The organism is Microcoleus sp. FACHB-672, assembly GCF_014695725.1.
Classification (GTDB): Bacteria; Cyanobacteriota; Cyanobacteriia; order Cyanobacteriales; family Oscillatoriaceae; genus FACHB-68.
The window spans coordinates 17,638-43,259 of the sequence record NZ_JACJOU010000009.1 but is presented as its reverse complement, the minus strand read 5'-3'; the positions used below and the strand labels follow the sequence as shown (position 1 = coordinate 43,259).

The following is a 25,622-nucleotide window of genomic DNA, read 5'->3' as shown; positions in this document are numbered from 1 at the left end:
TTTAATAATTAGCAATTAGGTAGCAAAGTTTATGACTGAACAGCATGAGCCGGCTTTAATTCTCAAAGATTTAATCAATATTGCTTCACGACAGGATGAGTTACCCTGGCAACCTTTTCGTCCAGGGGTTGATATCTACCCGCTTTATGGGAATGGTGAAGAAGGATCTGCTGCGGCGCTACTCCGCTACCAACCGGAAGCAAGTGTTCCTAGGCATGAGCATATCGGCTTTGAACACATTTTTGTAATTTCTGGCTCACAAACCGATGGAAATGGTGAACATGAAGCCGGCACGCTTGTGATTAATTCACCCGGCAGTCAACACAGTGTTAAAAGCCGAGCTGGCTGCATTGTTTTAGCCATTTGGGAAAAACCGATTTCGCTATCATTTAGTGACCAATAGCAATGAGTTAGTAAATATGGTTTTCATCGCTGCTCAACCTTACGATTACGAACTTCCTTTAAATGGTAATATAGCGCTGTTAATTATCGATATGCAGCGAGACTTTTTAGAACCTGGAGGTTTTGGCGATGCTTTAGGAAATGATGTCAGCAGGCTTCAAGCAATTGTCCCAAGTGTTAAGCAATTACTAGAAATATTTCGCGCGTGCAAGTTGCCGGTTTTTCAAACAATTGAAGGACATCAGCCCGATTTATCTGATTGTCCGTCGGCTAAACTTCTTCGTGGGAAAAGCCAGTTGAAAATTGGCGATGTTGGCCCGATGGGACGCATTTTAATTCTCGGTGAAGCCGGCAATGCAATTATCCCGGAGTTAGAACCTTTACCGGGCGAAACCATAATACCAAAACCAGGGAAAGGCGCTTTTTTTAACACTCCTTTAGAATCTCTCTTGCGCGAAAAAGAAATCACTCATTTAATTGTAACTGGAGTAACTACTGAGGTTTGCGTTCAGACAACCATGCGAGAGGCAAATGATCGGGGATTTGAGTGTTTGTTGGTCGAGGATGCCACTGAAAGCTATTTTTCAAAATTTAAACAATCTACTTTAGAAATGATTCGCGCTCAAGGAGGAATTGTGGGTTGGACTGGAAAAACTGAGTCAGTTATTCACGCTTTAGAAAAAACTTACAAAACAGTAGTAACTCCAGTCATTTCTATAGTTTAGCAGGCCAATATTTTTATGCAAACCGTAAGCTTAGCGGTGAATGGCACCTTGATGCGCGGGTTAGAGCTGAACGAAAATTTACTGAATGCCGGCGCGACTTTTATTAAAGAAACTTTAACAGAACCCGCTTATCGTCTTTGGTCAATTGAAGATCGCCACCCTGCTATGATGAAAGTCAAAATAGGTGGAGGCTCTATTTGTGTTGAAATTTGGGCAATACCGACTAACAATCTCACTCAGATTTTATTACAAGAGCCAGCTGGGTTGTGTGTGGGTAAACTTCTTCTTTTAGATGGAGAAGAGGTGTTAGGAGTTTTAGGAGAAGCTTTCTTATGCGAGGGCAAGCAGGAGATTACTGAGTGGGGCGGTTGGCGAGCTTATATTGCGAATTTACCAGCGAAAAAACTGTAATTTTAAGTAAAACTTAACCTCCAATTGGCATTAATAATTCAGATAGTTACAGACTACTACAAAATATTTATAAAATAAAATTAAGAATATTTACCTCAACTTAAACAAAAAAGCATTTTGAATTTAAAATGTTAACAAATGCGAATTTATAATTAATATTATGAACATTAACTTTTAATATTATATTATTGATAACATCCGCCTTCATAATGATTTAGTAGCGATTAAGTGTGAGGATCTCTTGTGAAAGTTGCACAGATTTATCAAATTTGGAATGTACCTCTAAAAACTTCTTGTTTATCTTTATTTGTCTTCAGTCATTTAATTTGCTGGGGACAACTTCAGGCAAGTGCAGAGGAAGTTTTAAACACTTTTCCTCTTTTACATAAGCAACTGAGGCTTGATGAGGCAAGTTTATTAACTCAGGTGGAAGTGGAAACCGATGACGTTACCAGCACTTTTACGCCTTCACCCGAACAAAAATTTAATGAAGTCCGTGTTTTAAGCAGTTCTGGCTTGGAAGTCGAAGAAAATGACTCAATGGAGCAAGTAACTTCTGTTTCGCAATTAACAGATGTCCAGCCGACCGATTGGGCTTTTCAAGCATTGCAAAACTTGGTTGAACGCTACGGTTGTATTGCCGGCTATCCAGATGGAACATTCAGGGGAAACCGCGCCCTAACTCGATATGAGTTTGCTGCCGGCTTAAATGCGTGTCTGGAAGTCATTGTCGGATTAATTGGGCAAGATGGTGATTTTGCCACAAAAGAAGATTTAGCTATCTTGCAGCGCTTGCAAGAAGAATTTCAGGTAGAACTCGCTACCTTACGAGGTCGGGTAGACGCCTTAGAAGCTCGTACTATTGAGTTAGAATCGAATCAATTTTCCACAATAACTAAGCTTTCTGGTTTAGCTTTCTTTAATGTTACTAAAGCGAGTTTCGGCGACACGCTTCAAATTGAAACAACAGATTTAGGATCGCCGCTGGAAATTCGGCCGGCAGGGCGAAATTCAGTGACCAACCGACCCATTATTCAAACAACCGATGAGGAGCCGGCAACCACTTTTAGTAATTTGGTGTGGTTGACGCTTCAAACTTCTTTTACGGGTAAAGATAGTTTAGTGACTCAGCTAGCTGTTGGTAATGGTAACTCACCGGCGAATGCGTTGGCGTCTGCCGGCCTTTACAACACATTCGGTGCCCCTTATACTGACCAAACGGCAGGGCCAAATGTTGGCTCAGGTGAAGTAGTTTTGCGGGAATTATTTTATGAATTTCCCGTACTTGATAAAATTCGACTTGTTGTCGGCCCACGTATTAATTGGTATCGCTACTTTGATAACAATGCGTTTACCTTTTTCTTGACAGGTGCAGGTAGTTTTAACTCGATTAGCAGCACTCTATCTAATACAATTGATCGGGGTGCAGGTGCAGTTGTTCTCTTAGACATGAGCAAGCAATTTAAGTTTCGCTTTGGCTATCTGGCGGAAAGTAATGAGTATTTACCTACTGCTTTTTTTGATACGGCATCCGATCCAAATGAAGGATTTTTTAATGCCACGAACACACTAACGGCTGAGGTCATTTTTTCTCCCAGCGACAGAGCAAACATTCGCTTGAACTACACCCGCTCCAAAATTGATGCAAATGTCCCCATTTTTGATGAAAATGGTAATTTAACTGGCTTTGGCGTTGGCGGGGCGACTGGAGAGCCAATTTATGGCGTTGCTGATGATGGCTTTGGTGGCTCAATTGAAAATGCTAGTGCCGATACTTTTGGCATTAACTTTGACTGGCTGGTTACTCGTGGCTTTGGTCTTTTTGGGCGTTATAGTTATGGCAGTACCAATATAGAGCCAACCACGTCGGGTCGTCCGAGTGGAGAAGTTAACGCTCAAGCTTTTCAATTTGGCTTTGCTTTTCCCGATCTAGGTCGGCAAGGAGCGCTGGGAACTCTATCTTTTCTGATTCCTTTTGATGTTTTAGATGGGCGCGACTTTCTAGCTGCCGGGGGCGGAAATGGCGGCACTCAGTACGAAATCGAAGCGAGTTATTTCCTTCCCATTACAGATAACATTGCGGTTGTTCCAGCTTTTTATGTTATTGGAAATCCAAATAATTTCGATGATAACCCAACTATTTTTATTGGTAACCTCCGCACCCAGTTTAGTTTTTAAGTTGGGCTTGCTTAAGAGATAATCAAGTAGTACGATTGGTTAAGAAGCACGGCATATCAACAGCATCGGCTCAAGAGATGCCTGCTTGCTACTTTTAACCTTTCAAAAATAAGCTCAAAGTAAATAGTCTCACTCGAAAAATTAAATCGATTGGAAAAACCTGCACGCTGCGCCATCGCGCTTGGCAGCAATCTTGGCGACTGCAGCAAAACTCTTGAAGCTGCTATCAAAATTCTTGGCAACACTCCAGGGATTACTTTAGAACGTCAATCTAGCTGGTATAAAACCGTGCCGGTGGGTCCTCCACAACCGGCTTATCTCAATGGCTGTGCGTTGCTGCGCGTGCAACTTACACCGCAAGAATTGTTAGAAACCTTGCTAGCTATTGAAGCTAAATTTGGACGGGTTCGCAGGGAACGATGGGGTCCCAGAACCCTCGATCTAGATGTACTATTATTTGATAATTTAATTTTGGACACGCCAACGCTAGAATTGCCTCACCCGCGCATGAGAGAACGGGCGTTTGTACTGGTGCCGTTGGCTGAAATTGCTCCAGATTGGGTGGAGCCAATTTCAGGGAAAGCGATCGTACAACTGCTTCACGCATTAGACTGTGGAGGAGTCTGCCGGCTTTAAGCTCACTCATCTGGGATCAAACAAATTCTTCCTGGCGGCTGATAGCCAGCAGAGCCATCAAGGTTGAAAATAAGAATTAGTACATTAACAAGGTTGAAGTATGGCACTAAAATTAAACGTTCCTTCAATAGTTTGCCAAGGTTGCGCGGACAGCATCACCGAAGCGATTAAAACGATCGATCCAGATGCAAGCATAGAAGTGGATGTACCCGGCAAGACAGTAACTTTGGACTCGCAAGCTGCAGAAGAGTCATTTAAACAGGCTATCACTGCCATTGGACATAAAGTGCAAGAGTAAAGCAATATAAGCAGAAGCGATCACTCACTTTTTAACAATAGCGAAGATAGAGTGATCGCTTCTCTAAAGGGGTTAAAAGTTTAGCTTTTTTTGCGAGATTCGTTGTCAAAAGTTTTTGGCACGCCGTTAACTTTCAATCAAAAATCAAAACTCTAAAACTTAAAAACGATTATGCCTCTAGGCCAAGAACCGCCCGAAGTTTTAAAACAACGTCTCGCCTATCAAGGTCGCAAATTTAATTTTGATGTGACGACATTGCGTCTGCCAAATGGGGTGGAGGGCGATTGGGAATGTATCCGTCATCCGGGCGGTGCGCTAGCGGTGCCGGTGACGCCAGAGGGGAAATTGGTGTTGCTGCGTCAGTATCGCTTTGCTGTTCAAGGCCGGCTCTTAGAGTTCCCCGCCGGCACGATTGAACCGAATGAAGATCCTGCTAAAACAATTGAGCGTGAAATTGAAGAAGAAACCGGCTATCGCGCTCATAAATGGCAAAAATTAGGGGAATTTTTTCTCGCCCCTGGCTATTCAGATGAAATTATTTATGCGTTTCTCGCTCAAGATTTGGAACTGCTAGAAACTCCTCCAGATCAAGATGATGACGAAGATATGGAAACAGTCTTAATGACGCCTCAAGAATTGGATCAAGCGATTTGGGCAGGAGAGCCGGTGGATGCGAAATCGATTTCTAGCTTTTTCCTAGCTCGTCCGTTTTTGAATTTATAAGAAATATTTCTCTCTCGCCCGCTCAGCTCGCTTGATGCTAAATTATTTTTAGTTCCGCTCGGAATTCAATGCGCTTATTGTCGTCAAGGCTATTAACAACCTGTAGAGCCTTGAACTGTGTGCATCTTATTTCAGTTTAAATATCTGTAGCGCAGCGTGTCCTCTTGAGATAGGGGGGCATCAAATTTTTGGTTCAATCCTTAAGCGATTGCGCTCGATATGCTGTGCCTAGAGGGCACGCTGCGCTAAAGCCTCTACTATTTTAATATGAAAAATTTGCTTCCACCCCGTCTGCGTCTTTATATCAAAATCTGCCATAGAAAGTTAATCGATGCTGTAACAGGGCGTAGCGCTAGGTTTGTTAGTTATTCTAATCATAGGGTTGAGCAAGGCACAAGTTTTAATTCGCAAATTGTGATTACTCAACCGATTTATTCTAATGAATTTTCTGCTAATAAAATTCATAACCTAAAATTAGCGATTCAGCAAGTTGATAATTTAACAATCCAGCCAGGAGAAATCTTGTCATTTTGGCATTTGGTTGGCAACCCTAACAAATCTAGAGGTTATGTTATCGGTCGCACTTTAGTTCAAAATGAACTGAAAGCTAGTTATGGGGGAGGTTTGTGTCAGTTATCCGGACTGTTATATTTATTAGCGTTGAAAGCCGGCTTATCCGTTCTTGAAAGAGCCTCTCACTCTCAGGATATTTATACAGATAAAACTCGCTTCGCACCTTTAGGTTCGGATGCAACAGTTGTGTACGGTTATAAGGATTTGCGATTGCAAAATAATTTGCTGTTTCCCATTTGCTTTCGATTTCAAGTACAAGAAAACGCAATTACGGCAATGTTATGTGCTGCCGAGCCGATTCTAGAATACAGAATTGAGTTTATTCATCAACCTTTGGCAGATGGAGTACGAGTTGATACAGTGCGTTATGAGCTAAATAACTTTGTTTTTCAAGAAGTGGCTACAGCGATTTACAAAATACAACCTGTTCCTCAAAAACAAGAATTACAGTCGGCAGACAGTTGATATCGATCTCAGAACTAACTTTTTTATAAACACATAAAAATCTATGTTGCTTGAGCTAGCAGTTGGAGATGCCTACGGTGCCGGTTTTGAATATGCAGACCAAGAAATCATTGATCAATACAATAATTTGGGCCGGTATATACAGAATCCTCGTCACCCGTTAATTCCAGGGTGCTACACAGATGACACCCAAATGAGCATTGCCATTGCCGAAACCATTGTTTCTCAAAAACCCTGGACACCCGAAGTTTTAGCACAAGCATTTGTTACAGCCTTTAAACGCGATGAACGAGAAGGCTATGCCGGCAGATTTTATCAATTTTTGTTAGGCATTCAAGACGGTAATCAATTTTTAGAGCAAATTAATTGGACAAGTGATAAAAGCGGAGCGTCAATGCGTGCCGGCCCGATTGGAGTATTTCCTACAGTCGAAAAAGTCATCGAAGCTGCCACAATTCAGGCGGCTATTACTCATAATACACCCGATGGAATTAATGCTGCTATTGCATCTGCTTTGATGTCACATTATTTCATTTACCAGCTAGGAGAAAAAAGCAACTTAGGAACATTTCTTGAAACTCAGGTTGCCGGTTATCAATGGGGAGAACCGTGGCAGCAAAAGGTCGGTTCAAAAGGCTGGATGAGCGTCAGAGCAGCGATTACCGCCGTGATGCGAAATGACAGCATGAGCGAACTTTTAAAAGATTGTATTGCCTTTACAGGTGATGTGGATACGGTGGCAACAATTGCATTAGCAGCCGGCTCCTGTAGTGTGGAAATTGCGCAGGATCTTCCGGATCATCTGATTGCTGGCTTAGAAAATGGCCCTTATGGTAGAGATTATTTGATCGATTTAGACAGACATTTGATGAGTTTGGTAAAATAAACTTCCATTCGATGCCGGCAACATTCAAATTATTTAAAATCGACACCGATTATTGGGATTAGGAATAACTTCAATTCGCTCAATGGTGGCCGGCTCGATATTTCTTGGATCGATAGATAAGGGAACACCATCAACTAACACAGAAGGCTGCTTACCTCGCAAAGCACTTCTTGAAAAACGAGTGTTTCGTGCAGAAAAGCCAAAACCCGGAACCAGCCGGTAGAGAATTTGATTCATGTCCCGTGTCAAGGCGGTTTGTTGTTGAATTTGTGAGCGTGTAATAACGGTTACTGAGCGCGGCACTTTGTCAAACCGTTCCGTCAGACAAGAGGCGCTGCCAACTCCTTGAGCGACGCTGAGAGATGCGTCACCGGCAACACTCACATCTGCCGCTAAAACCGCAAGAGCGCTAGCCACCCACACTGCGAATACAAAATTTCTGGACATACCAATCAGTTTAATTTAAAGTAAAGCGAATCAGAAAAAAACATCCGAAAGACCGATCTCCACTAATATCCCCAGCCTTTATGGTGGCAGAAGTGGAAACTTTTAAACGTAAAGGACGCAAACTTTGGGCTGCTTAAAATCATCCTCTGCGTCCCTAGAACGTTTAAAAACAGTTGTAGAAATTTGAGAATCAATGTCTGACTTAATTCTATTTTGGCACCGGCGAGATTTACGCATTTCTGACAATATCGGACTGGCAGCAGCACGGCAGCAAACTCCGAAAGTCGTGGGTGTTTTTTGCCTCGATCCCAATATTCTCAAACCAGGGGATGTCGCGCCGGCACGCGTTACTTACATGATAGGCTGTTTGCAATCACTTCAGCAGCGTTATGCAAAAGCCGGCAGCCAATTATTAATCCTGCAAGCTCAGCCAGAGCGAGCGATCCCAGCACTGGCATCCGCACTCAATGCTAAAGCGGTTTTCTGGAATTGGGATGTCGAACCGTATTCTCAAGAACGCGATCTCACGGTTAAAAATGCCCTCCAAGAAAAAGGCATTCAAGTACATAATTTTTGGGATCAAATCTTACACGCACCAGAGGAGATTCGCACGGGTTTAGGACAGCGCTATACGGTTTACACACCTTTCTGGAAAAATTGGGTGAGCAAACCGAAAGCCGAGCCGGCAGAATTACTGCAAGCTGCTGAAAATTTAACTGTAAGTGAAGAGGAAGCCGCAAAAAATGCTGGTGCCGGCACACTTCCTAGTGCCAAAGATTTAGGCTTTATTTGGGATAACCCTCTGTTACTAGAACCGGGAGAGAAGCCGGCGCAAGAAAAACTGGAAGAATTTTGCCAAAAGGCAATTTATGGATATCAAGAACAGCGTAATTTTCCAGGCGTTGAGGGCACTTCTACCCTAAGTGCTGCCCTTAAATTTGGTGCGATTGGTATTCGCAGCGTTTGGGCGGCAACCGATACTGTAATGCAAGGATGTGCCAGTGATGAAGCGTGTGCCGGCGTCCAAACTTGGCAACAAGAACTCGCATGGCGAGAATTTTATCAACACGCGATGTATAATTTTCCCGAATTAGCTGCCGGCCCTTATCGTCAGCCTTTTAAAGACTTTCCTTGGGATGACGATGAGAACGATGAGCGTTTCCAAGCTTGGTGTGAAGGCAGAACCGGCTACCCCATTGTTGATGCGGCAATGCGTCAAATGAATCAAACTGCCTGGATGCACAACCGCTGCCGCATGATTGTTGCCAGTTTCCTTACAAAAGACTTAATTATTAACTGGCAAAGGGGAGAAAAATACTTCATGCAAAAACTTTATGACGGCGATGTTTCTGCAAATAATGGCGGTTGGCAGTGGAGTGCATCGAGTGGCATGGACCCCAAACCTTTGCGGATTTTCAACCCAGCCACGCAAGCGCAAAAATACGATCCCGATGGTGAATATATCCGGCAATGGATTCCAGAATTAGCCGGTGTAGATACCGCCGCGTTGCTGAGTGGAAAAATTACGCCGGTGGAACGCCAAGCTGTTGGTTATCCCGCTCCTATTGTGGATCACAATCAACAACAGCGCAGGTTTAAGGAATTGTTTGCACAGCAGAAAGCCTGAAATATTAATTATTTTGAAGAATGCCGGCTGCTTGAGCGGAAATGAAGTATAATTTTTCAACATTTTGCCGGCATAAAAATAAAGCTAAATTGACTCCGGCTTATCAATAATTACACAGCCTATTAAATCAGGTCTCTCTTTGGGGCAATCCTATGTATTTAAACTAACTCTTGCCCCCTCTAAGAGTGCCCGTCTTTACAATTTCATTAAACAAGCTCTACAAATGTAATGTTTTTGTAAAAACATAGCACCAGCTATTGCCTGTGGCTGAGTCTGGCGAGTAAATTTACACAAGACACCAAATTGCTGCTGAACGCTAGAGAGTAAAACTACTTATTAGCGCTGTCGAGCTTGCTGTTTCAAAGTAGCAATTGGCCTAATCTGCCGGCATCCCACTGAAAAATGTTCTAGTGTGAGCGCTGCTGCTCTGACATTACACAGTCTTGAAGATTGGGCGAGTGTCGCCAGTCTTTTCTTTTTTAACCATCAACAGGAAAGTTTTAATATGGCATCACAATTATTGACTAAATTAACATTGGCTACAGCAGGAGCAGCAGTTCTAGCAATTGGATCAGTGTGTGCGCCGGCTGAAGCAGCATTCAACTTTTCTTTTACAACGAAGGGTGGGGGAAGTGGCTCCTTTTTGTTAAACACTTCCACTCCTGCAACTTTGGGATCTGTAACAAACTTCTCTTTCTCTGGCAGCAAATTTATCAAAGGTGCCGTAAGCGGTTTGTCGGGTATTGGTGGCTTTATCAGCGGTGCTTCCGGTAAGCCAACTTTAGCGGGGTTTTTAGTTTCTCAATCTCCTACAACATTTTGGGGTGGTTTGCTCGCTCCTAAAGGAACACCGATTGTAGGAAGCGGTGTTTTAGGGAAAGCTTCTTTTTCTATAAATCCTCTGTCCACTGTTGCTGGAGCGCTCTCAACCGGCAGTGCTAGTGCCGGGACAAATCCTTTTTCTGGTTTGGGACTTGACCTGGGACTTGATAGTATCAATTGCTGGGACGCAGAACCCGTTGTAAAATCAGAAGAAGTTCCCGAACCTTTCACCGTTTTTGGCAGTATTGTGGGTGTTGGAGGATTGCTAGCAGCACGCCGCAAACGGCAGATGACAATCAAAGCCGGTTAAAAATTTAAATTCTCCTCAAATAGATTTGCCGGCATCCCAATCTCAATATCTTCTTAACGTCAGTTCGGTTTAAGCGGCAGTAGGCAAAGCCTCGTCGCTCAACAGAGACGGCTTCTTGGGCTGGTGACAATAGGCAATCAGCCCACAGATGACATTGACAAAGCCCTTGACTGGGGAGCGGTGGCGGGAATGTTCTATCCCAGAAATGTTCTTCAGTTGATCGATAATAGAGTCAATAATTGCGCTTCGACGCAGGATCTGCTGATCGCTGAGGGACATTAGGGGATTGTTCATGTTCCGCTTGAGCTTAGTGACCAGTTGAATCCCGGATTGCTGCCCTAACTGCCCTGCCAATTTCTGTGACAAGTACCCCCGCTCACCAAACACCTTACCGAAGAGGTGTTGGAGGAGTTGAGGTTTATTGCTAGGCGATGAGGTCAAAATTATCGACTGTGACAGTTGAAAGGGCGGAATGTGGGTTAGATAGTGAATAGTGAGCGCTTTCGCTTATTGAGCGCTATTCCACAAGTGCAACAGCATCAGGGTTGGCGGCCAAGCGACCATCTTCCATATAAACAATGCGATCAGCAATATCCAAAATCCGATTATCATGCGTCACTAGCAAAATAGTGCCGCCTTGTTCCTTTGCCAATTTCTGCATCATTTCTACTACATCTCGACCTGATTTTTTATCCAGTGCAGCGGTAGGTTCGTCTGCTAGAACAATTTTCGGATGACTCACCAAAGCACGCGCGATAGCAACCCGTTGCTTTTGTCCTCCAGATAGATTATCGGCGTAATAATCAACACGATTTCCTAAACCAACTGTCTTGAGAATATCGGTTGCTATCTCATCCATATTTTGGTCTAGATAGCGATCATGTAGCTCTAGGGACATTCGCACATTCTGCTTAGCTGTGAGGAAAGTCAACAGGTTGTGTGCCTGGAAAATATAGCCAATTTGCTGTCGCACTACCCTCATCTCGTTTTTACTCGCTCCATTCATCTCTTGTCCCAGGATTTTCAGGCTACCTTCTTGTGCAGAACGCAAGCCTCCCATTAGTGTTAGTAATGTCGTTTTGCCAGAACCCGAGGGGCCAGTCATAATTACAATTTCTCCAGAATGGATGTCGAGATTGATGTCAAATAGTGCTTGTTTTCGTAATTCTCCCTCACCAAAATAGTGATTGAGTTGATGGATAGAAATAACAGGTTTAGTGCTTGAAAACTGAGTAAAATTTAAGGAGTTTAAAGTAGGCATAGTGACTTAGTTAGAATTAAGGTAATCGTTTGAACTACGAAGGCAAAAAAGGATGACAAAACAAGTAGGCAATGCAATCAAAGATGAGGACTGCACCAAGGCAAATTAAAACGACGCGCAAAATTTTAGGTGCGAACTTGTTAATTGAGCGGTTGATACCATTCAGTTGACCTGTAGCTGACTCTTGAAATACGATGTAAATCCCCAGCAAAATAACCAAAGGGAAAACAAAAACCACGTTGTAGAGACCCAGAACACTCATGATCGAGAGTAGATCTAGTCTTGCTTGAATCACTCGTTCGAGCGCAGCTAGATAGGGAAGCGCAGTTGGAAATTCCCAGATCGTTACGCCAAGCCCGAGTAAAAACGTATAAGTCGGTTTGAGATTTTTCGGATGTTTTACAGCTTTCTGCTCGTTAGCTGTGTTTAGTGTCCAGCCAACCGCAAGCATCACAGCGCCAATGATGAATTGGAGGACATAGATAATTGGGTTTGACAAAAATGAACCTGCACTGCTCATCAAGGTTGTAATTACCTTGCCAAAACCAAGAACGATGAGCAACCCAGCCGTCCAATATGCCAAAAAGACACCAAGGATAAATAACACGGACCGTACAATAGGTTTTGGAGTACTGAGCAGGTAAACCTGAATTGCCGTTGCCGTTGGATTGAGGCTATCAAGTGCGGCGAGCGCGACAAGAGGAGCTATAAACGTATTCACCATTACATCAGGGTTTTGTATGAAGGGTTAAGGTTATTGATCGTGTGAAGTTAGAAAATATCAGCTGGGTCAGCAGACTGTAATTTCCTCATTGCGAGCGCTCCCGACGCAATACACATCACAAGCGTCAAAGACAACACGAGTACCAGACGCTCAAGCGTCATTTTGACGGGAAGTAGCGTCGCTTGTGCTATTAGTCCGTAAAGCCCAAGTGAAATCGCAAATCCCGGAATAAAACCCAGGATTGCTAGAATCAAAGCTTCTTGAAGCAAAATTCCTACTAGGAAGCGATCACCGTAGCCCATTGCTTTAAGCGTGGCGTATTCGGGCAGGTGATCTGAAACATCAGAGTAAAGAATCTGATAAACAATTACCGTCCCCACCAAAAAGCCTACGATAGTTCCAAAGCCAAAGATAACGCCGATGGGACTAACTTGACTCCAATAGTTTCTCTCCCGTTGGATAAATTCCTCTTTGGTCAGGACCAGCACATCATCCGGCAATTTGGCTTTTATATTTACTTGCACTTGCTTGATATCTGCACCCGGCTTCAGCGTAATTAGACCGACATCGATATCATCTGCTCGGCGTTCTGGAAACAGACGCAAGAAAGTAGAGTCACTAACAATCAAATTGCCATCAGCTGAGAAAGAAGCTCCCATTGTGAAGACACCAGTGACTTGAATTTGTAAGTCATTCAGTTGAGCTGGAAGCGGTTTAGATTGCTGAAGTTGACTAGCAACATTACCCAGATCGGGTCGCGCTGCCTGGTCATAAAGTACATAATTCAACATCTTGAGTTTATTCAATTCAGGTGCAGCATCTGGCACATCCATTGCTGGGTTACTGGGGTTGAAACCATAGATTTGTACCTGCCAGAAGGTTCGATTAGCAGGATTACGCCATCTTCCGATTCCTAGATAGAGAGAGTTGATGGCAGCGACTCCATCTGTGCCTGCTGCTTGAAATAGCCTAGAGCGCGAGAAGGGTTTGATGGTCTGCACGTTATCAGATAGAGAATTTAGCAAGAACAGGTTGCCCTGTAGCCTATAGTGCATCCCCGTAGCAGAAACATAGGCAGACTCCATCAGTCCAAGCTGGAAAAACATCAGGATATCGGCGAAGCCAATTCCAGCTAAGGCAACAAAGAGGCGAGTTTTTTCTCGCTTTACCTGTAACCATGCCAGAGGTGTTTTGCGAAGTAGTTTACGCAACATAAGTTGAGTATTTGAGCCAAGAAAGTATAAAGTTGGAGAACAGACAATAACTGAGAAATTGGTTAAAGCAGGAGCGTGTTTAAGACTGAACTATTTGATCTAAGTAAGTGGTTTCTTCGAGCTTGCGTTGCCGCAGCAGTAGAAATAGAGGTAGCGCTAACGAAACACCAAAAAATAAATTACTTGCAATGTAAACCCACAAGTTTTTCATCTTGAGCCGTGAACCTTCAGACCACACAAATATCCACAGAACAAGAGATGAGACTACGACATCCATACCAAAGAACGCAGAAATTCGATTGATAAAAAGCTGCTCAAAGAAACGTTCCAAATCAAGTCCGTTTTCCAGCATAAATGGGATGAATTGGGAGTAGGGTAAAGCAATTCCCAGAATGCAAAGAATCAGATAGGTGCCTTGAAGCATAGTAGTAATTTCCTGGTGTAGGTTTTTCTGATGACACGTAAGCAAAAATTTTAGATATCGGGCGACCGTTATGTTTTAGTTCAAACTCATTTCCGGTTGAATGGCTACCTGTACCTGCAAGTTAGTTAGGCTTGCCACTTGTTGACTATCCTTTGAATTGAGGCGAATTCTGACTTCTACGACGCGGCGATCAAGGTTCTGTCCAGGCTGATTGCTGAAGACTTTTTGCTGGCTGACTTGCAACCCAAGTTGACGAACGGTTCCCCGCAGTTCTCCAGAAATCCCTTCACCAGTAATGATCGCTGATTGACCACTGCGAATCTTGGCAATGTCGCTCTGGTAAATTTCTGCAACCACTTCCATTGGGTCAGTCTTTCCCAGGTCAACAATGCCTTCGTCAGCGATCGCCTCACCGGATTGGGTGTAAACTTCCAGAACTTGCCCTGCGATCGGTGCGCGAATGGTTGCCTCCTTCAACTCAGCCTCAGCCCGTTTAACTGCTGCAAGTGCCTGGTTTATCTCCGTTTGCGCCACCCGGACATCTTCAGGGCGAACTTCGGCAATCTGGTTTAGCGTGGCTCTGGCTCCATTGATTTGGGCACGCAATGTGTCAGCCGTGCGGTTCCGATTAGATTTGACTTCGTTGAGTTGTGCTTGAGCAGTTTCCAATGTAAGCCGCCTTTGGTCGAGGTTGGAAGCTGCGATCGCTCCTTCCTGATACAACATTAGGTAGCGGTTATAGTCGGCTTGTGCGCCGTTAACCTCGGATTGCCGACGAGCAATAACAGCCGTTTGAGTCGCTATTTCGCCCTGCAACTCTTCTTCAAGACGAGTAATTTCGGCTTGCTGAGCTGCAATTTCCCCAGATTTTGCTCCTGCTTTGACTTGAGCTAGTTTTGCTTGAGCTGTGCTAACTCGCTCCTGCGCCTCAAGTAAAGCTGTTTGCAGCCTTTCGCGACTATCAAGAATCGCAATTTCCTGACTTACCTGAACGCGATCACCTCGCTTAACTAGCAGTTGAGCAACGCGATCATTATTTAGCGTCGCTGGGGCAGCCACTCGCACTACTTCTGATGCGGGTTCTAGTCGCCCCAACGCTGTGATTGGCTCAATAGTGGGTGCAGGTGCCACAGGTTCGACCGGCTTCTGTCCAAACTCAGAAATGCTGTAGTAGAGTGAGCCACCTGTGATGGCAATTCCCGAAACAATAAGTGCGATCATCCACCGATTAAGAGGCTTTAGCCGTTGCAGGATCATAGAGTTCTTCATCTTCCTAGGTAAGTAGTCAATATTTTTCCAAGTAGCGTGACTTGCTCAAAGATTGGGATGTGATTGTCTTCCATACGGGCCAGCATCAAGCCCATAAGTTGAATCATCACAAAGTCTGCAAGGGCTGGGTCTGGAATTCTAAACAAGTCGGCAAAAGCTTGCTTGTTTCGGTGTCTGATTCGTGCAAGGACAGCATTATTGCGAACTGCCTCAATACCCTGCTGTTGACAAAAATCAACCATCATACAGATTTCTTTAATCAAACGGTCTTCATACTTGACTGCGAAGTTGGCAAGTGCCTCAAAGCGCTCTGATCGCGTTTGCCCGTCTTTTAATTCGCTGGCGAAGATTTGAAGATACTCTTGACTCATTTCTTCAACCAGTTGCTCAAACATATCCTCCTTGCGTGGGAAGTAGTAGTAGAGTGTTCCGGTTGATACGCCCAATTCTTTAGCAACCTGTCGAGTTGTGATGGAAGCGTATCCTTTCTGTGCAAACAGGTCAAAGCACTTGTGGAGCAACTCTTTGCGATATTGCTCATGGTCAACAATCTTCGGCATCTATATTTTATATCGGGCAACCGTTATTTAATGTAACTTAAGGGTTGCACAGAGTCAACTGCGTGATCACTCAACTTGCGTCATCTTCAGTATCTGGTTTAGGGAACACGACACGCTGCGATCAATTACTTGAATTAATTCTCAAACAATCCACTAAAAAGCTGTGCCGCCTTCCGCGTTTTGTCTAGCCACTCCAATCGAATTGACTCTGAATGGCTAGCTAACGTCAGTTCGGGATAAGGAGGAGTGGAATAGATACATTTGAAAGCGCCTAGTTCTCAACACATCTGACCACCCGATAGCCCGTTTAGAAGCCTTCGGAACATGAACAATCCCCTGATGTCCCTCAGCGATCAGCAGATCCTGCGTTGAGGCGCAATTATTGACTCTATTATTGACCAACTGAAGAACATTTCTGGGATAGAACGTTCCCGCCACCGCTCCCCAGTCAAAGGTTTTGTCAATGTCATCTGTGGGCTGATTGCCTATTGTCACTAGCCAAAGAAGCCGTCTCTGTTGAGCGACGAGGCTTTGCCTGCTGCCGCTTAAACCGAACTGACGCTTCCTAGATTTTATCTTCTAGGGAGATATTTAATTTTAAGGCAGATAAGCTTAGCTTGCAATTTAACTTTTTTTAGAATAGCCTTTATTAGCCCGTAGGAAGCTGTCACGCTGCACAAAGATAAAATCCGATTGCCACAAAGCTTGATCGAGTGGACGACGCCAAAAACTACAGATATCATACGTTACCCAGTTTCGTGCATCTAGCCACGCAATCAGTTCAGCCAACAAAGGAGCATCTTTATAGATATCTAATAGATTAATCTCTGCCAAAATTACTTGAATTTGATTTAACGTGTTTTCTGTACCTTTAAGAACCTCAAGTTCATAACCCTGCACATCAATTTTTAGCAAATCTGGGCCGTGTCCAGCAAAGTGATTCTTGACAATGTCATCTACTGTAGACATGGGATAATATTGAGGAGGTAACTTGAAGGCAGTTTGTGTATTCAGAACACTAGAAGCGGTTTCAGCATGACGTTCTAGTTGATAAAATGGAAATTCATCATGACAATTTGCACCCAATAATGTTGGAAATACTTGAATCGACGCATTAGAAGATGCTAAATCTTTTAGCTCACTAACTTTGTGAGGGATGACTTCAAAACAAGCTGCTTTTGTTTCAGGCCATAATTCCACACAAAATTTAGTAAAATCCCCTTGATAAGCCCCAACATCAAAAATAAGGTTAGGTTTAAAACCCAAATTTGCAAGACGTGCTAAGGCCAAGTCTGTATTGCATACAAGATTCGTTAAATTCTGATTGACTTTGACAGGTGAAACAACTTTTTTTAAAATAGATTTTATTAAAGATTTGATTTTCATTTTTCTCGGTATTTTATCAGTTAAAGAATTAAGCTCAAATTGAGCATCTGCTATATATCCATGAATCACTCTTGAATGGCATTAGGTATGGGCGACATCCTCTCTCAATTCTTCCTCAGTTAACCAAAATTTATCCATACCATCTTCTGCTAGCTTACTCAAAAATACGAGTGGGTGAATCCATATCAGGCTTGCAACAGCAGAAAGCTTACCGAAACATAAAATTTAACGGCTTGTTGAGGTGTTAGCCTAAGTGCTAATCGCGTCTAATATAGAGTAAATTTGGATATTTTAAATCGGCACCAGGAAAACATAATACCGCCGCTCCCAGTTTAGCCGTTAAACTATTTAATATGAGTCTTTGCAGCTCAAACGCTTACTATGACCGCACACACACCTGTAGAATTCCAAGATGCCTTTGATGTTGTGGTAGTCGGTGCCGGCCACTCAGGATGTGAAGCGGCACTCGCTAGCGCACGTCTGGGCTGTCGCACCCTACTGCTGACCCTTAATTTAGATAAAATTGCTTGGCAACCCTGCAACCCCGCAGTGGGAGGGCCGGCAAAATCTCAACTTACCCACGAAGTAGACGCACTGGGTGGTGAAATCGGCAAAATCGCCGACCGCACTTACCTGCAAAAGCGCATCCTCAACGCCTCAAGAGGGCCGGCAGTTTGGGCATTACGCGCCCAAACCGATAAGCGCGAATACGCTGCCGTGATGAAAAATATTGTCGAAAACCAAGAAAACTTGACCATTCGCGAAGGCATGGCAACTGACTTGGTATTAGGCGCAAATGATGAAATTATTGGCGTTGAAACTTACTTTGGCGTCGCCTTTCAATGTAAAGCAGTTGTCCTAACAACCGGCACCTTCCTCGGTGGCATTATCTGGGTAGGGAATAAATCGATGCCGGCAGGACGCGCCGGAGAATTTGCAGCGACAGGATTAACCGAAACCCTTAATCGGCTGGGCTTTGAGACAGGCCGGTTAAAGACAGGAACCCCCGCACGCGTTGATAAGCGTTCCGTAGATTACAGCGTCATGGAAGCGCAACCGGGTGATGAAAAAGTTTCCTGGTTCAGCTTCGATCCGGAAGCTTGGGTGGAACGGGAACAGATGAATTGTTACCTCACCCGCACAACCACAGAAACGCACCGGCTGATTCGGGAAAATTTGCATTTATCGCCTGTTTATGGCGGTTGGGTAGATGCAAAAGGGCCGCGTTATTGCCCTAGCATTGAAGATAAAATTGTGCGCTTTGCCGATAAGGAAAGCCACCAAATCTTTATTGAACCCGAAGGTCGCGATATTCCAGAATTGTATATTCAGGGATTTTCCACCGGCTTGCCAGAACAGCTGCAAGTGCAATTGCTGCGCTCGCTTCCTGGTATGGAAAAGTGCGTGATGCTACGTCCTGCTTATGCCGTTGAATACGATTATCTGCCGGCAACTCAGTGTTACCCAACCCTGATGACCAAGAAAATCGAAGGGTTATTTTGTGCCGGCCAAGTTAACGGCACAACCGGCTATGAAGAAGCTGCCGCGCAGGGAATCGTCGCAGGGATCAATGCGGCGCGATTGGTGAAAAACCAAGAAATGATTATTTTCCCGCGTGAGCAAAGTTACATCGGCACCTTAGTTGACGATCTCTGTACCAAAGACTTGCGCGAACCTTACCGAATGCTCACGTCTCGATCTGAATACCGGCTGTTGTTGCGTTCAGATAATGCTGATCAGCGTCTCACACCGCTTGGACGAGAAATCGGTTTAATTGATGATCGCCGGTATGCATTATTCACCCGCAAACAGCAAAATATTGCAGATGAAAAGCGCCGGCTGGAAACCACGCGGATTAAAGAGCATGATGAAATTGGCAAAGCGATCGCATCAGATACGCAGCAACTGATCAAAGGCTCAATCACCCTCGCTGACTTGTTGCGCCGGCCTAACATCCATTACGTTGATCTGGATCGTTATGGACTGGCAAACCCAGACTTAAATACCGCTGAACAAGAAGGCGCAGAAATTGATATCAAATACTCTGGCTATATCCAGCGCCAGCAGCACCAAATTGACCAAATATCGCGTCAAGAACATCGGAAATTGCCGGCAGATTTAGACTACGCCAACATTGACACCCTCTCCAAGGAATCGCGGGAGAAACTTGCTAAGGTCAAACCCTTGACTATTGGGCAAGCTTGTCGTATAGGCGGTGTAAATCCTGCCGATGTCAACGCGCTGCTGGTGTATTTGGAACTGCGTTCGCGTCAATTGGCCGCAGTCGGTGTGGGAAAAGTGTAGAATCTTTGACGAATCTGCACAGGGAAAACTTGCCAAAATCTGAGGCTACGACTCATTTTCAGGCATTTCTAACTAGCAAGGGCGCTAGGCAAACAGTCAGAACGGCAAGCTTAGCGCCCCTCCTCTTAACCTATAATTTTTTTATCAACTGACTAAAATCCACCTGTTGATGAAATTCTCCTGCTAAATTTTTAGGAGTGCCCTGTAAACTCGTGGATTCGTAGCGTGTGGGTCGGGGGCGTTGAGGAGCCGTAAACGCGAAAAACCTATGTCTCAAAATGTCAGAACAAAAACGATAGCCTCAGAAGAGTTGCAAGAACCAACCGGCCCTGGAACAGTGGCGGTTGAGTCTTATGCAGATCGCTTAATGGACGATTTATTCGAGGACGTTGACCGAATTCTGGTGGGTGGTAATCACTTGCCCACAGAGTCGGCCCGCTCGGAATATGTATCTTTAAAACCAATTACAGTGCCGGCAATCGTCATGCCGCCGATGACCTCACCCGCCGAACTCCAGAAGCGGGCTGAGGCTCAGGAAACCGTTGAGGCGAAAGTCGTTACAACGGGCAACAAACAGCAAGACTCTAACCAGTGGTTTGACAAATGGCTACTAGGGGCAGCGTGTGGCTCCCTAGTCATTATGCTGGGCTTGTGGCTGGCAAGTCGTGCACAGTGGCAACGGATGTCTGCAAAAGCACCGGCACCGGCACCCTCGCCGATCGCTCCATCTCCAACGATCTCTGCCTCAGATGCCAAGTTTGCGAACTATGTAATGGCTTCGCTCGATAAAATCGCTCAAAGCAGAGGAGAAGTGGGTAAAACTGTAGCCGGCAGACCAACAATCACCGCACCGGCGGCACAACAGCAACAGCAACAGCAACCCACCCAGCAATCTACAACCATTAACCTGCCGGCATTGCCACTGTCACTGAATCTGTCAGATGCGACCAGTTTAGCCCAAGCGCTCAACCGCCTCGCCACTGCCCTAGAAAAAGTGGCCATACCGACACTAAACAACGCACGGAACAAACCACCAGCCCCTAAGCCGCCGGTCGCTAAAGCAACGCCATCGGCTCCTAAGCCGGCAGCAGCCAAGCCTCCAACGGCTAAGCCATCCCCAACGGCGGCTGCAGCCTCCCCAACAGCTAAACCATCCCCGGCGGCAACGGCATCGCCAACGACTGCCCCATCCCCAACAGCCGCCCCATCCCCAACGGTTGTCCCATCCGCAGCCGTAACGGCATTTCCTGAAATTCAACCTCAACCGGCAGTTCCGACAATTCCAGCAGAAATACCTGTGCCGGCTGGCGAAATTCCACCACCGCCGCTTGAGCCAAGTGCTGAACCCAGCGTTAACGCAACGACTCTGCCCAGCCTTGACCCGGCAGCTATTCATACCTTGGTTGGCATTCTCGAACTCGGAGAACGCTCAGCCGCCCTGTTTGAAATCAGCGGCGTCGCTCGCCGGGTGAACATCGGGGAGAGTATCGGCTCTAGCGGTTGGGCACTGGTAGAAGTGGCGAACCAGGAAGCCGTGATTCGCCGTAACGGTGAAGTCCGCTCGATTTATGTCGGGCAAAAGTTCTAAATCGTTTGGATTTTGGGTTTTGGATTTTAGAATTCCTCTAAAATCTAAAATCTAAAATCGCCCTGCCGGCTAATTTAGATAGCATGAAAGGGCACACTTGATCTTGGGAGTTCCAACGATGGGCCTATTTGAAGACCTCAGCCGGTTTTTAGAAACTAGACTGGAAGAGTTTTTACGCAATAATCCCCATCTAGAGTTGCAGGCGCTGGAAGAACAGTTGCGGGAGCAAGAAGAAGATACCCTGCGGCTGATCGTTGATTTGCAGCGCAAAGAAAAGGGGCTGCAAGATCAAATTCTCTCCACCGCTCAAGATATCCAGCGTTGGCACAGCCGCATCGAAAAAGCGAAAGCATCGAACCGGGTCGATTTGGCTCAGGCAGCGCAAGAAAGAGAGGCGGCGCTGTTGCGGCAAGGAAATCAATTCTGGGGTCAAATGCAGGGCGTTAAGGAACGCATTGAGAAATCTAAGGAATTGTACAAGCAGATCCAACAGCGCCGGCAGGAAGTGCGGGCGAAAGCAACCGAGGCAGCAGCCGCAGCAGCAGCAACGCGTACCAACACGCAAAAAACCGAACAAAGCTGGCAAACTGCCGGTTGGAATCAAAGTCAAACTCGCACAATGTCCGGCGGCGCTGATTCCTTAGAGGAAGCCTTTAGACGTTGGGAAACAGATGATGAGATTGATCGGATGAAGCGAAATATGGGCCGGTAGTCTCACTCGAATTTAGATTAGCAAGGTATATTTGGGGTTGCCGGTATTTACTTTGAAGTCGCTTATAGTAGAGACCGCCAGAGTTGTGCTGGTTGGTTAAATCTTCATGTTTCCCGATTAAATTGCTAACATAATTTTTAGTAACAAACTGTCTTTAGATTCCACTCCCATCCCTTCTGGGAGCGACTTTAAAGCCATTGCTTACTAATTTTTTCATCGAGCGAGCGCAGCATTTAGCATAAATTCCGGTTAATTCAACCGCGAATTTAAAATCTCTAAGCTATAATTAGAATTAGCACAAGATTAGTACAAGTATTTCAATATTTTCAACACCTAATCACTACAGTCTTATTAGCTTGTAACAGCCATGCCAAGAACAAAACCGCCCTCCGATAAAGTGCTAACCATTCGGCTTCCTTCTACCGAGCTGGAGCGTTTAGAATCTTACTGCACCAGCAAAGGCAGAACGAAAACTGATGTGATCAGAGAACTCATTCGCAAGTTACGGGGTTAATCTTTCAGTGCTTAGTTTGCAGCAATAAGGTGAGTTAGGCATCGGCGATCACTGAGTGAGAAAAGACTAATTACCAACTTCCTGTGCCTTAACCCACCGCAGTACAAAAATATTAGGGTAGGTTAGGCACCAGCGATTACTGATTGGGGAAAAACCAATCATCAATTTCCCGTGCCGTCGTGCGTTTCGGGATACCTGCCCCGAAGTTCTCAGGCTCAAGGCGATGGAGAATTTACGCGATTACCTGGTCAACGGGGTAACGATTACCACAACATCCCGCGAGATTCACAAGGCCCCAAACGGTACAGTGTTACGGATTGTTGAGAAAGTCTCGAAGGTGCAGCACCCGATGCCGCACTGGGTAGCTGATCGGATTCTAGGCAAGAAGTTGGAAGTCTTGGAAGCTTTGCAAGTGTTGCTAGCTGAGGGGGTTGCTACGCCGGCGCAGGTAGACATTGTTAGGGACGGGCTAAACGAACTAACCGAGCGGCTAAGAACGAGCGGCCTGCCATCCGTGTGAAGGCATTAAAAATGGGGTGCCGGTGAACACCCCAAAATCGCTGCAATGGTAGTTTAAAATCGCTTTTTGCCCTTCAAAGCTATGCACGTAAAAAGCTACGCTACGACTAAAAAATTGCTTTTGAGTGCTGGAGAAGAAGCTTAATTACTTTGCTTTTTGAGCAACAGGTTAACGATTCTATGCAATAACTTGAAGTCGCTGCTAAACAACTTGGAAGTCACTGCTAGTTAGAGCTAAGCCTGTTGAGAGGCTGGCAATTTGTACCTGTGCAGTTGCTCCTGTACCATCGAAATCATAGAATAGTGCGCCCGATGATGAGTTATAAATGATACGGTGATCGGAATTAGTTGCTCCAGCGCCAGTGACAAACTGAGAACAAAGCAGAGCTTCAGATGTGTTTTCTATTACTGGGAAATTTAAGCCGTAAAATTCAAAGGCTAAAAGCTCAATTTTATCTCCTTCTGCCTTGCTAAAGTCGGTAATCGTAACACTACCCGCACTGGCAGAGTGGAATCTAAAGTAATCTGCACCGGCACCTCCAGTCAATACATCGCTGCCGATACCTGAAATAGTAATAGAGTCGTTGCCTAAGCCGCCTATCACTGTATCTATGCCGGTACCGCCTGAGAGCCAATTATCATTGGCATTACCCACAATATAGTTGTTGAGTTCGTTGCCTAAGCCGTAAATAGCGCTGCCTTGCAGGTAAAGATTTTCCACATTGGGCCTTAATATTTCGCCAGTATAAGCGAAGACTGTATCGATGCCAGCACCAGCTTCTTCACTAATTACATCACCGTCTAGATAATAAACGTCATTACCAACACCGCCGACCAATAGGTCAATACCCATACCACCATAGATGGTGTCATTGCCGGCTAATCCATAGATGCTGTCGTTGCCGGCATCGCCTGAGAGCGTATTATCGCCGGCATTACCCACAATATGGTTGTTGAGTTCGTTGCCATAACCGTAAATAGCGTTGCCTCGCAGATAAAGGTTTTCCACTTCATTTACGTCTAAGGCGTAGCTGCTAGAGGCGAAGACTGTATCGATGCCAGCACCAACACCTTCAATAACTACATCATGGGTGCTGTCTGCATAATAAACGTCATTACCAATGCCGCCGTCCATTGTATCAACACCCATACCTCCCCTGATGGTGTCATTGCCGGCTAACCCCATGATGCTGTCATTACCAGCGGTTCCATGAAGATTGTCGTGTCCAGATGTCCCGATGATTGTAGCCATGTTAATTACCCCTGATTAGTGTCGTTAAGTTAACTGAGAAGGTGTGAGTGAGTTGAATATCTACACTTCCTAGATTAGAAAACAACACCCCTGATCACCATCGCCCAAGAAGTTCATCCCTTTGGAGGGGCTGACAATCCTTCGATGAGTTCACCCATAAGGATGAGGGCGCTTGGTAAAATGCAATAGTATTAGACTGAATCGAAATACCAATTTGTGTGATGCCGGCTCCGAAGCAGTAACTGTAAGAGCAATAAGTAATACCAGTTAAAGAATATGTTGAGCCGGACGTTGCTAGCTGAGAGGGTTGCTACGCCGGCACAGGTGGACATCGTCAGGGATGGGCTGCACGAGTTAACCAAGAAGCTGAAAACGAGCGGCCAGCCCTCGACGTGAAGGCATTAAAAATGGGGTGTTCATCGGCACCCCAAAATCGCTGTAATGATAGTTTAACGTGAGTTCGGTTTAAGCGGCAGCAGGCAAAGCCTCGTCGCTCAACAGAGACGGCTTCTTGGGCTGGTGACATATAGGCAATCAGCCCACAGGTTACATTGACAAAGCCATTGACTGGGGAGCGGTGGCGGGAATGTTCTATCCCAGAAATGTTCTTCAGTTGGAAGGGTAATAGACTCAATAATTGCGCGTCGCCGCAGGAGCAGCTTATCGCTGAGCAATATCAGGCGATTCTTCATGTTCCGTTTGAGCTTGGGGACCAGTTGAATCGCGGATTGCTGCCATAACTGCTGTGCCAATTTCTGTGACAAGTACCCCCGGTCACCAAACACCTTACCGAAGAGGTGTTGGAGGAGTTTAGGGACTGGCCTACGGTCGTCCGTGTTGCCAGGGGTGAGGACGACGCCCGTGCAATTCCCCCTGCTCATTGACAACCAGATGTAGCTTAAAGCCAAAGAACCAGTCGCCCGAGGTCTTTCCACGAGTTGCCAGGGGCTTGAAGACTTTGTGGCTATTAATGCGGCGATTGTGACATACTTTGAGACTGGTCGAGTCGATAAAACTGATGCCTGTGCAGGCCCCAAAGCAATGGCGTAAGTAGGCACACAAGGGGATGAGTGTTGACGGTATCCACTCCACAAAGCGGTTGTAGCTGACTAAGCCTGGAAAGGCATCGCGCCAATCTCCGCAGACCCGTTGGGTGTAGAAACACTTGAAATTACGGTATGGCGACTGATGGAACGCAACCAAAATCGTCATAATTTCGCTCAGATAGAAGCTGCCAGACCGTTGGCGCTGTTGCACACCGTCCCCCGGCAATTTCTGCCTCCACTGGGGTTCAAACCATTGACAGAAGTCATCGACATGGAAAAACAAGGCTTCTAAACGGGGCGTGGGGTGGTCAAATGCGTTGAGAATTAGGCACTTTCAACTGTATCT

General features: G+C 45.3%; 27 protein-coding genes and 1 pseudogene. 16 read left to right on the top strand and 12 right to left on the bottom strand.

Translation table 11 applies throughout. The features are described from left to right. Positions 1–31 precede the first annotated feature (31 nt). From H6F56_RS05740 to H6F56_RS05700, 9 genes are all read left to right on the top strand, one after another. Positions 32–403: a cupin domain-containing protein gene (locus H6F56_RS05740; RefSeq protein WP_190665902.1), complete on the top strand. Its 372-nt coding sequence runs from the start codon at positions 32–34 to the stop codon at positions 401–403. 16 nt (positions 404–419) lie between these two features. Further along, entirely contained in the window at positions 420–1,127 is a 708-nt protein-coding gene (locus tag H6F56_RS05735; protein WP_190665901.1) for a cysteine hydrolase family protein, read from the top strand. 15 nt (positions 1,128–1,142) lie between these two features. Beyond that, entirely contained in the window at positions 1,143–1,538 is a 396-nt protein-coding gene (locus tag H6F56_RS05730; protein WP_190665900.1) for a glutamyl-tRNA amidotransferase, read from the top strand. A 243-nt stretch (positions 1,539–1,781) separates the two neighbouring features. Further along, positions 1,782–3,716: an iron uptake porin gene (locus tag H6F56_RS05725; RefSeq protein ID WP_309236450.1), complete on the top strand. Its 1,935-nt coding sequence runs from the start codon at positions 1,782–1,784 to the stop codon at positions 3,714–3,716. 150 nt (positions 3,717–3,866) lie between these two features. Further along, positions 3,867–4,352, top strand: coding sequence for a 2-amino-4-hydroxy-6-hydroxymethyldihydropteridine diphosphokinase (gene folK / locus H6F56_RS05720; protein WP_190665899.1), 486 nt, complete (start codon positions 3,867–3,869; stop codon positions 4,350–4,352). 100 nt (positions 4,353–4,452) lie between these two features. Further along, positions 4,453–4,650, top strand: a complete 198-nt coding sequence (locus H6F56_RS05715) for a heavy-metal-associated domain-containing protein (RefSeq protein WP_190665898.1) — start codon at positions 4,453–4,455, stop codon at positions 4,648–4,650. Positions 4,651–4,821: 171 nt separating this feature from the next. Beyond that, the gene (locus tag H6F56_RS05710; RefSeq protein ID WP_190665897.1) at positions 4,822–5,373 is read left to right on the top strand and encodes an NUDIX hydrolase; all 552 of its coding nucleotides are present in this window, start codon (positions 4,822–4,824) and stop codon (positions 5,371–5,373) included. A gap of 267 nt (positions 5,374–5,640) precedes the next feature. Then, complete coding sequence (locus H6F56_RS05705; RefSeq protein ID WP_190665896.1) at positions 5,641–6,411, top strand: VanW family protein; 771 nt, start codon at positions 5,641–5,643, stop codon at positions 6,409–6,411. Between the two features lie 43 nt (positions 6,412–6,454). Then, positions 6,455–7,297, top strand: coding sequence for an ADP-ribosylglycohydrolase family protein (locus H6F56_RS05700; RefSeq protein WP_190665895.1), 843 nt, complete (start codon positions 6,455–6,457; stop codon positions 7,295–7,297). A gap of 33 nt (positions 7,298–7,330) precedes the next feature. Here H6F56_RS05700 and H6F56_RS05695 read toward each other — a convergent pair whose 3' ends face one another. After that, positions 7,331–7,744 (bottom strand): TonB-dependent receptor plug domain-containing protein, encoded by a 414-nt coding sequence (locus H6F56_RS05695; RefSeq protein ID WP_190665894.1) that lies wholly within the window; start codon positions 7,742–7,744, stop codon positions 7,331–7,333. A gap of 193 nt (positions 7,745–7,937) precedes the next feature. On the opposite strand from H6F56_RS05695, the gene H6F56_RS05690 reads away from it, so the two are divergent. Together H6F56_RS05690 and H6F56_RS05685 are read left to right on the top strand one after the other, a co-directional pair. After that, positions 7,938–9,371 carry a cryptochrome/photolyase family protein gene (locus H6F56_RS05690; RefSeq protein WP_190665893.1) on the top strand — a complete coding sequence of 478 codons (1,434 nt, stop codon included), beginning with the start codon at positions 7,938–7,940 and terminating at the stop codon, positions 9,369–9,371. Between the two features lie 505 nt (positions 9,372–9,876). Then, entirely contained in the window at positions 9,877–10,503 is a 627-nt protein-coding gene (locus tag H6F56_RS05685; RefSeq protein ID WP_190665892.1) for a PEP-CTERM sorting domain-containing protein, read from the top strand. Between the two features lie 69 nt (positions 10,504–10,572). On the opposite strand, the gene H6F56_RS05680 is transcribed toward H6F56_RS05685, so the two are convergent. The 9 genes from H6F56_RS05680 to H6F56_RS05640 form a co-directional block, all read right to left on the bottom strand. Beyond that, entirely contained in the window at positions 10,573–10,944 is a 372-nt protein-coding gene (locus H6F56_RS05680) for a transposase (RefSeq protein WP_190665891.1), read from the bottom strand. 76 nt (positions 10,945–11,020) lie between these two features. Then, a complete protein-coding gene (locus H6F56_RS05675; RefSeq protein ID WP_190665890.1) occupies positions 11,021–11,764 on the bottom strand; it encodes a DevA family ABC transporter ATP-binding protein in 744 nt (247 codons plus the stop codon). Positions 11,765–11,798: 34 nt separating this feature from the next. After that, positions 11,799–12,488: a GAP family protein gene (locus tag H6F56_RS05670; RefSeq protein WP_190665889.1), complete on the bottom strand. Its 690-nt coding sequence runs from the start codon at positions 12,486–12,488 to the stop codon at positions 11,799–11,801. Positions 12,489–12,535: 47 nt separating this feature from the next. After that, a complete protein-coding gene (gene devC, locus H6F56_RS05665) occupies positions 12,536–13,702 on the bottom strand; it encodes an ABC transporter permease DevC (RefSeq protein ID WP_190665888.1) in 1,167 nt (388 codons plus the stop codon). 79 nt (positions 13,703–13,781) lie between these two features. Then, complete coding sequence (locus tag H6F56_RS05660; RefSeq protein WP_190665887.1) at positions 13,782–14,126, bottom strand: DUF2834 domain-containing protein; 345 nt, start codon at positions 14,124–14,126, stop codon at positions 13,782–13,784. Positions 14,127–14,201: 75 nt separating this feature from the next. Beyond that, positions 14,202–15,395: an ABC exporter membrane fusion protein gene (locus H6F56_RS05655; RefSeq protein WP_242031879.1), complete on the bottom strand. Its 1,194-nt coding sequence runs from the start codon at positions 15,393–15,395 to the stop codon at positions 14,202–14,204. Beyond that, on the bottom strand, positions 15,392–15,955 hold the full coding sequence (locus tag H6F56_RS05650) for a TetR/AcrR family transcriptional regulator (RefSeq protein ID WP_190665886.1): 564 nt from the start codon (positions 15,953–15,955) through the stop codon (positions 15,392–15,394). Before H6F56_RS05650 ends, H6F56_RS05655 begins: the two co-directional genes overlap by 4 nt. A gap of 216 nt (positions 15,956–16,171) precedes the next feature. After that, a complete protein-coding gene (locus H6F56_RS05645; protein ID WP_190665885.1) occupies positions 16,172–16,450 on the bottom strand; it encodes a hypothetical protein in 279 nt (92 codons plus the stop codon). 129 nt (positions 16,451–16,579) lie between these two features. Then, a complete protein-coding gene (locus H6F56_RS05640; RefSeq protein ID WP_190665884.1) occupies positions 16,580–17,410 on the bottom strand; it encodes an FkbM family methyltransferase in 831 nt (276 codons plus the stop codon). A gap of 312 nt (positions 17,411–17,722) precedes the next feature. Between H6F56_RS05640 and mnmG the strand changes: the two genes are divergently transcribed. The 5 genes from mnmG to H6F56_RS05615 all read left to right on the top strand — a co-directional run bounded on the left by mnmG (position 17,723) and on the right by H6F56_RS05615 (position 22,979). Continuing rightward, positions 17,723–19,645, top strand: coding sequence for a tRNA uridine-5-carboxymethylaminomethyl(34) synthesis enzyme MnmG (gene mnmG, locus H6F56_RS05635; protein WP_190665883.1), 1,923 nt, complete (start codon positions 17,723–17,725; stop codon positions 19,643–19,645). A 268-nt stretch (positions 19,646–19,913) separates the two neighbouring features. Further along, positions 19,914–21,233: a hypothetical protein gene (locus H6F56_RS05630; RefSeq protein ID WP_190665882.1), complete on the top strand. Its 1,320-nt coding sequence runs from the start codon at positions 19,914–19,916 to the stop codon at positions 21,231–21,233. Positions 21,234–21,351: 118 nt separating this feature from the next. Beyond that, positions 21,352–21,945 carry a TIGR04376 family protein gene (locus H6F56_RS05625; protein ID WP_190665881.1) on the top strand — a complete coding sequence of 198 codons (594 nt, stop codon included), beginning with the start codon at positions 21,352–21,354 and terminating at the stop codon, positions 21,943–21,945. Positions 21,946–22,312: 367 nt separating this feature from the next. After that, a complete protein-coding gene (locus H6F56_RS05620; protein WP_190665880.1) occupies positions 22,313–22,459 on the top strand; it encodes a ribbon-helix-helix protein, CopG family in 147 nt (48 codons plus the stop codon). A gap of 223 nt (positions 22,460–22,682) precedes the next feature. Next, positions 22,683–22,979 carry a hypothetical protein gene (locus H6F56_RS05615; RefSeq protein WP_190665879.1) on the top strand — a complete coding sequence of 99 codons (297 nt, stop codon included), beginning with the start codon at positions 22,683–22,685 and terminating at the stop codon, positions 22,977–22,979. Between the two features lie 201 nt (positions 22,980–23,180). Here the strand turns inward: H6F56_RS05615 and H6F56_RS05610 are convergent, their stop codons facing one another. Both H6F56_RS05610 and H6F56_RS05605 read right to left on the bottom strand, forming a co-directional pair. Continuing rightward, positions 23,181–24,230, bottom strand: a complete 1,050-nt coding sequence (locus tag H6F56_RS05610) for a calcium-binding protein (RefSeq protein WP_190665878.1) — start codon at positions 24,228–24,230, stop codon at positions 23,181–23,183. A gap of 465 nt (positions 24,231–24,695) precedes the next feature. Further along, positions 24,696–25,601: pseudogene (locus H6F56_RS05605) on the bottom strand (IS982 family transposase). Between the last annotated feature and the right edge of the window lie 21 nt (positions 25,602–25,622).

Bases quoted from the DNA above. Each gene is read 5' to 3' on its own strand.
- H6F56_RS05730 (WP_190665900.1), top strand. From the start codon at position 1,143: ATGCAAACCGTAAGCTTAGCGGTGAATGGCACCTTGATGCGCGGGTTA.
- H6F56_RS05700 (WP_190665895.1), top strand. From the start codon at position 6,455: ATGTTGCTTGAGCTAGCAGTTGGAGATGCCTACGGTGCCGGTTTTGAA.
- mnmG (WP_190665883.1), top strand. From the start codon at position 17,723: ATGACCGCACACACACCTGTAGAATTCCAAGATGCCTTTGATGTTGTG.
- H6F56_RS05705 (WP_190665896.1), top strand. From the start codon at position 5,641: ATGAAAAATTTGCTTCCACCCCGTCTGCGTCTTTATATCAAAATCTGC.
- H6F56_RS05715 (WP_190665898.1), top strand. From the start codon at position 4,453: ATGGCACTAAAATTAAACGTTCCTTCAATAGTTTGCCAAGGTTGCGCG.
- H6F56_RS05740 (WP_190665902.1), top strand. From the start codon at position 32: ATGACTGAACAGCATGAGCCGGCTTTAATTCTCAAAGATTTAATCAAT.
- H6F56_RS05690 (WP_190665893.1), top strand. From the start codon at position 7,938: ATGTCTGACTTAATTCTATTTTGGCACCGGCGAGATTTACGCATTTCT.
- H6F56_RS05675 (WP_190665890.1), bottom strand. From the start codon at position 11,764: ATGCCTACTTTAAACTCCTTAAATTTTACTCAGTTTTCAAGCACTAAA.
- H6F56_RS05610 (WP_190665878.1), bottom strand. From the start codon at position 24,230: ATGGCTACAATCATCGGGACATCTGGACACGACAATCTTCATGGAACC.
- H6F56_RS05650 (WP_190665886.1), bottom strand. From the start codon at position 15,955: ATGCCGAAGATTGTTGACCATGAGCAATATCGCAAAGAGTTGCTCCAC.
- H6F56_RS05630 (WP_190665882.1), top strand. From the start codon at position 19,914: ATGTCTCAAAATGTCAGAACAAAAACGATAGCCTCAGAAGAGTTGCAA.
- H6F56_RS05655 (WP_242031879.1), bottom strand. From the start codon at position 15,395: ATGAAGAACTCTATGATCCTGCAACGGCTAAAGCCTCTTAATCGGTGG.
- H6F56_RS05620 (WP_190665880.1), top strand. From the start codon at position 22,313: ATGCCAAGAACAAAACCGCCCTCCGATAAAGTGCTAACCATTCGGCTT.
- H6F56_RS05625 (WP_190665881.1), top strand. From the start codon at position 21,352: ATGGGCCTATTTGAAGACCTCAGCCGGTTTTTAGAAACTAGACTGGAA.
- devC (WP_190665888.1), bottom strand. From the start codon at position 13,702: ATGTTGCGTAAACTACTTCGCAAAACACCTCTGGCATGGTTACAGGTA.
- H6F56_RS05685 (WP_190665892.1), top strand. From the start codon at position 9,877: ATGGCATCACAATTATTGACTAAATTAACATTGGCTACAGCAGGAGCA.
- H6F56_RS05660 (WP_190665887.1), bottom strand. From the start codon at position 14,126: ATGCTTCAAGGCACCTATCTGATTCTTTGCATTCTGGGAATTGCTTTA.
- H6F56_RS05695 (WP_190665894.1), bottom strand. From the start codon at position 7,744: ATGTCCAGAAATTTTGTATTCGCAGTGTGGGTGGCTAGCGCTCTTGCG.
- H6F56_RS05710 (WP_190665897.1), top strand. From the start codon at position 4,822: ATGCCTCTAGGCCAAGAACCGCCCGAAGTTTTAAAACAACGTCTCGCC.
- H6F56_RS05615 (WP_190665879.1), top strand. From the start codon at position 22,683: ATGGAGAATTTACGCGATTACCTGGTCAACGGGGTAACGATTACCACA.
- H6F56_RS05735 (WP_190665901.1), top strand. From the start codon at position 420: ATGGTTTTCATCGCTGCTCAACCTTACGATTACGAACTTCCTTTAAAT.
- H6F56_RS05670 (WP_190665889.1), bottom strand. From the start codon at position 12,488: ATGGTGAATACGTTTATAGCTCCTCTTGTCGCGCTCGCCGCACTTGAT.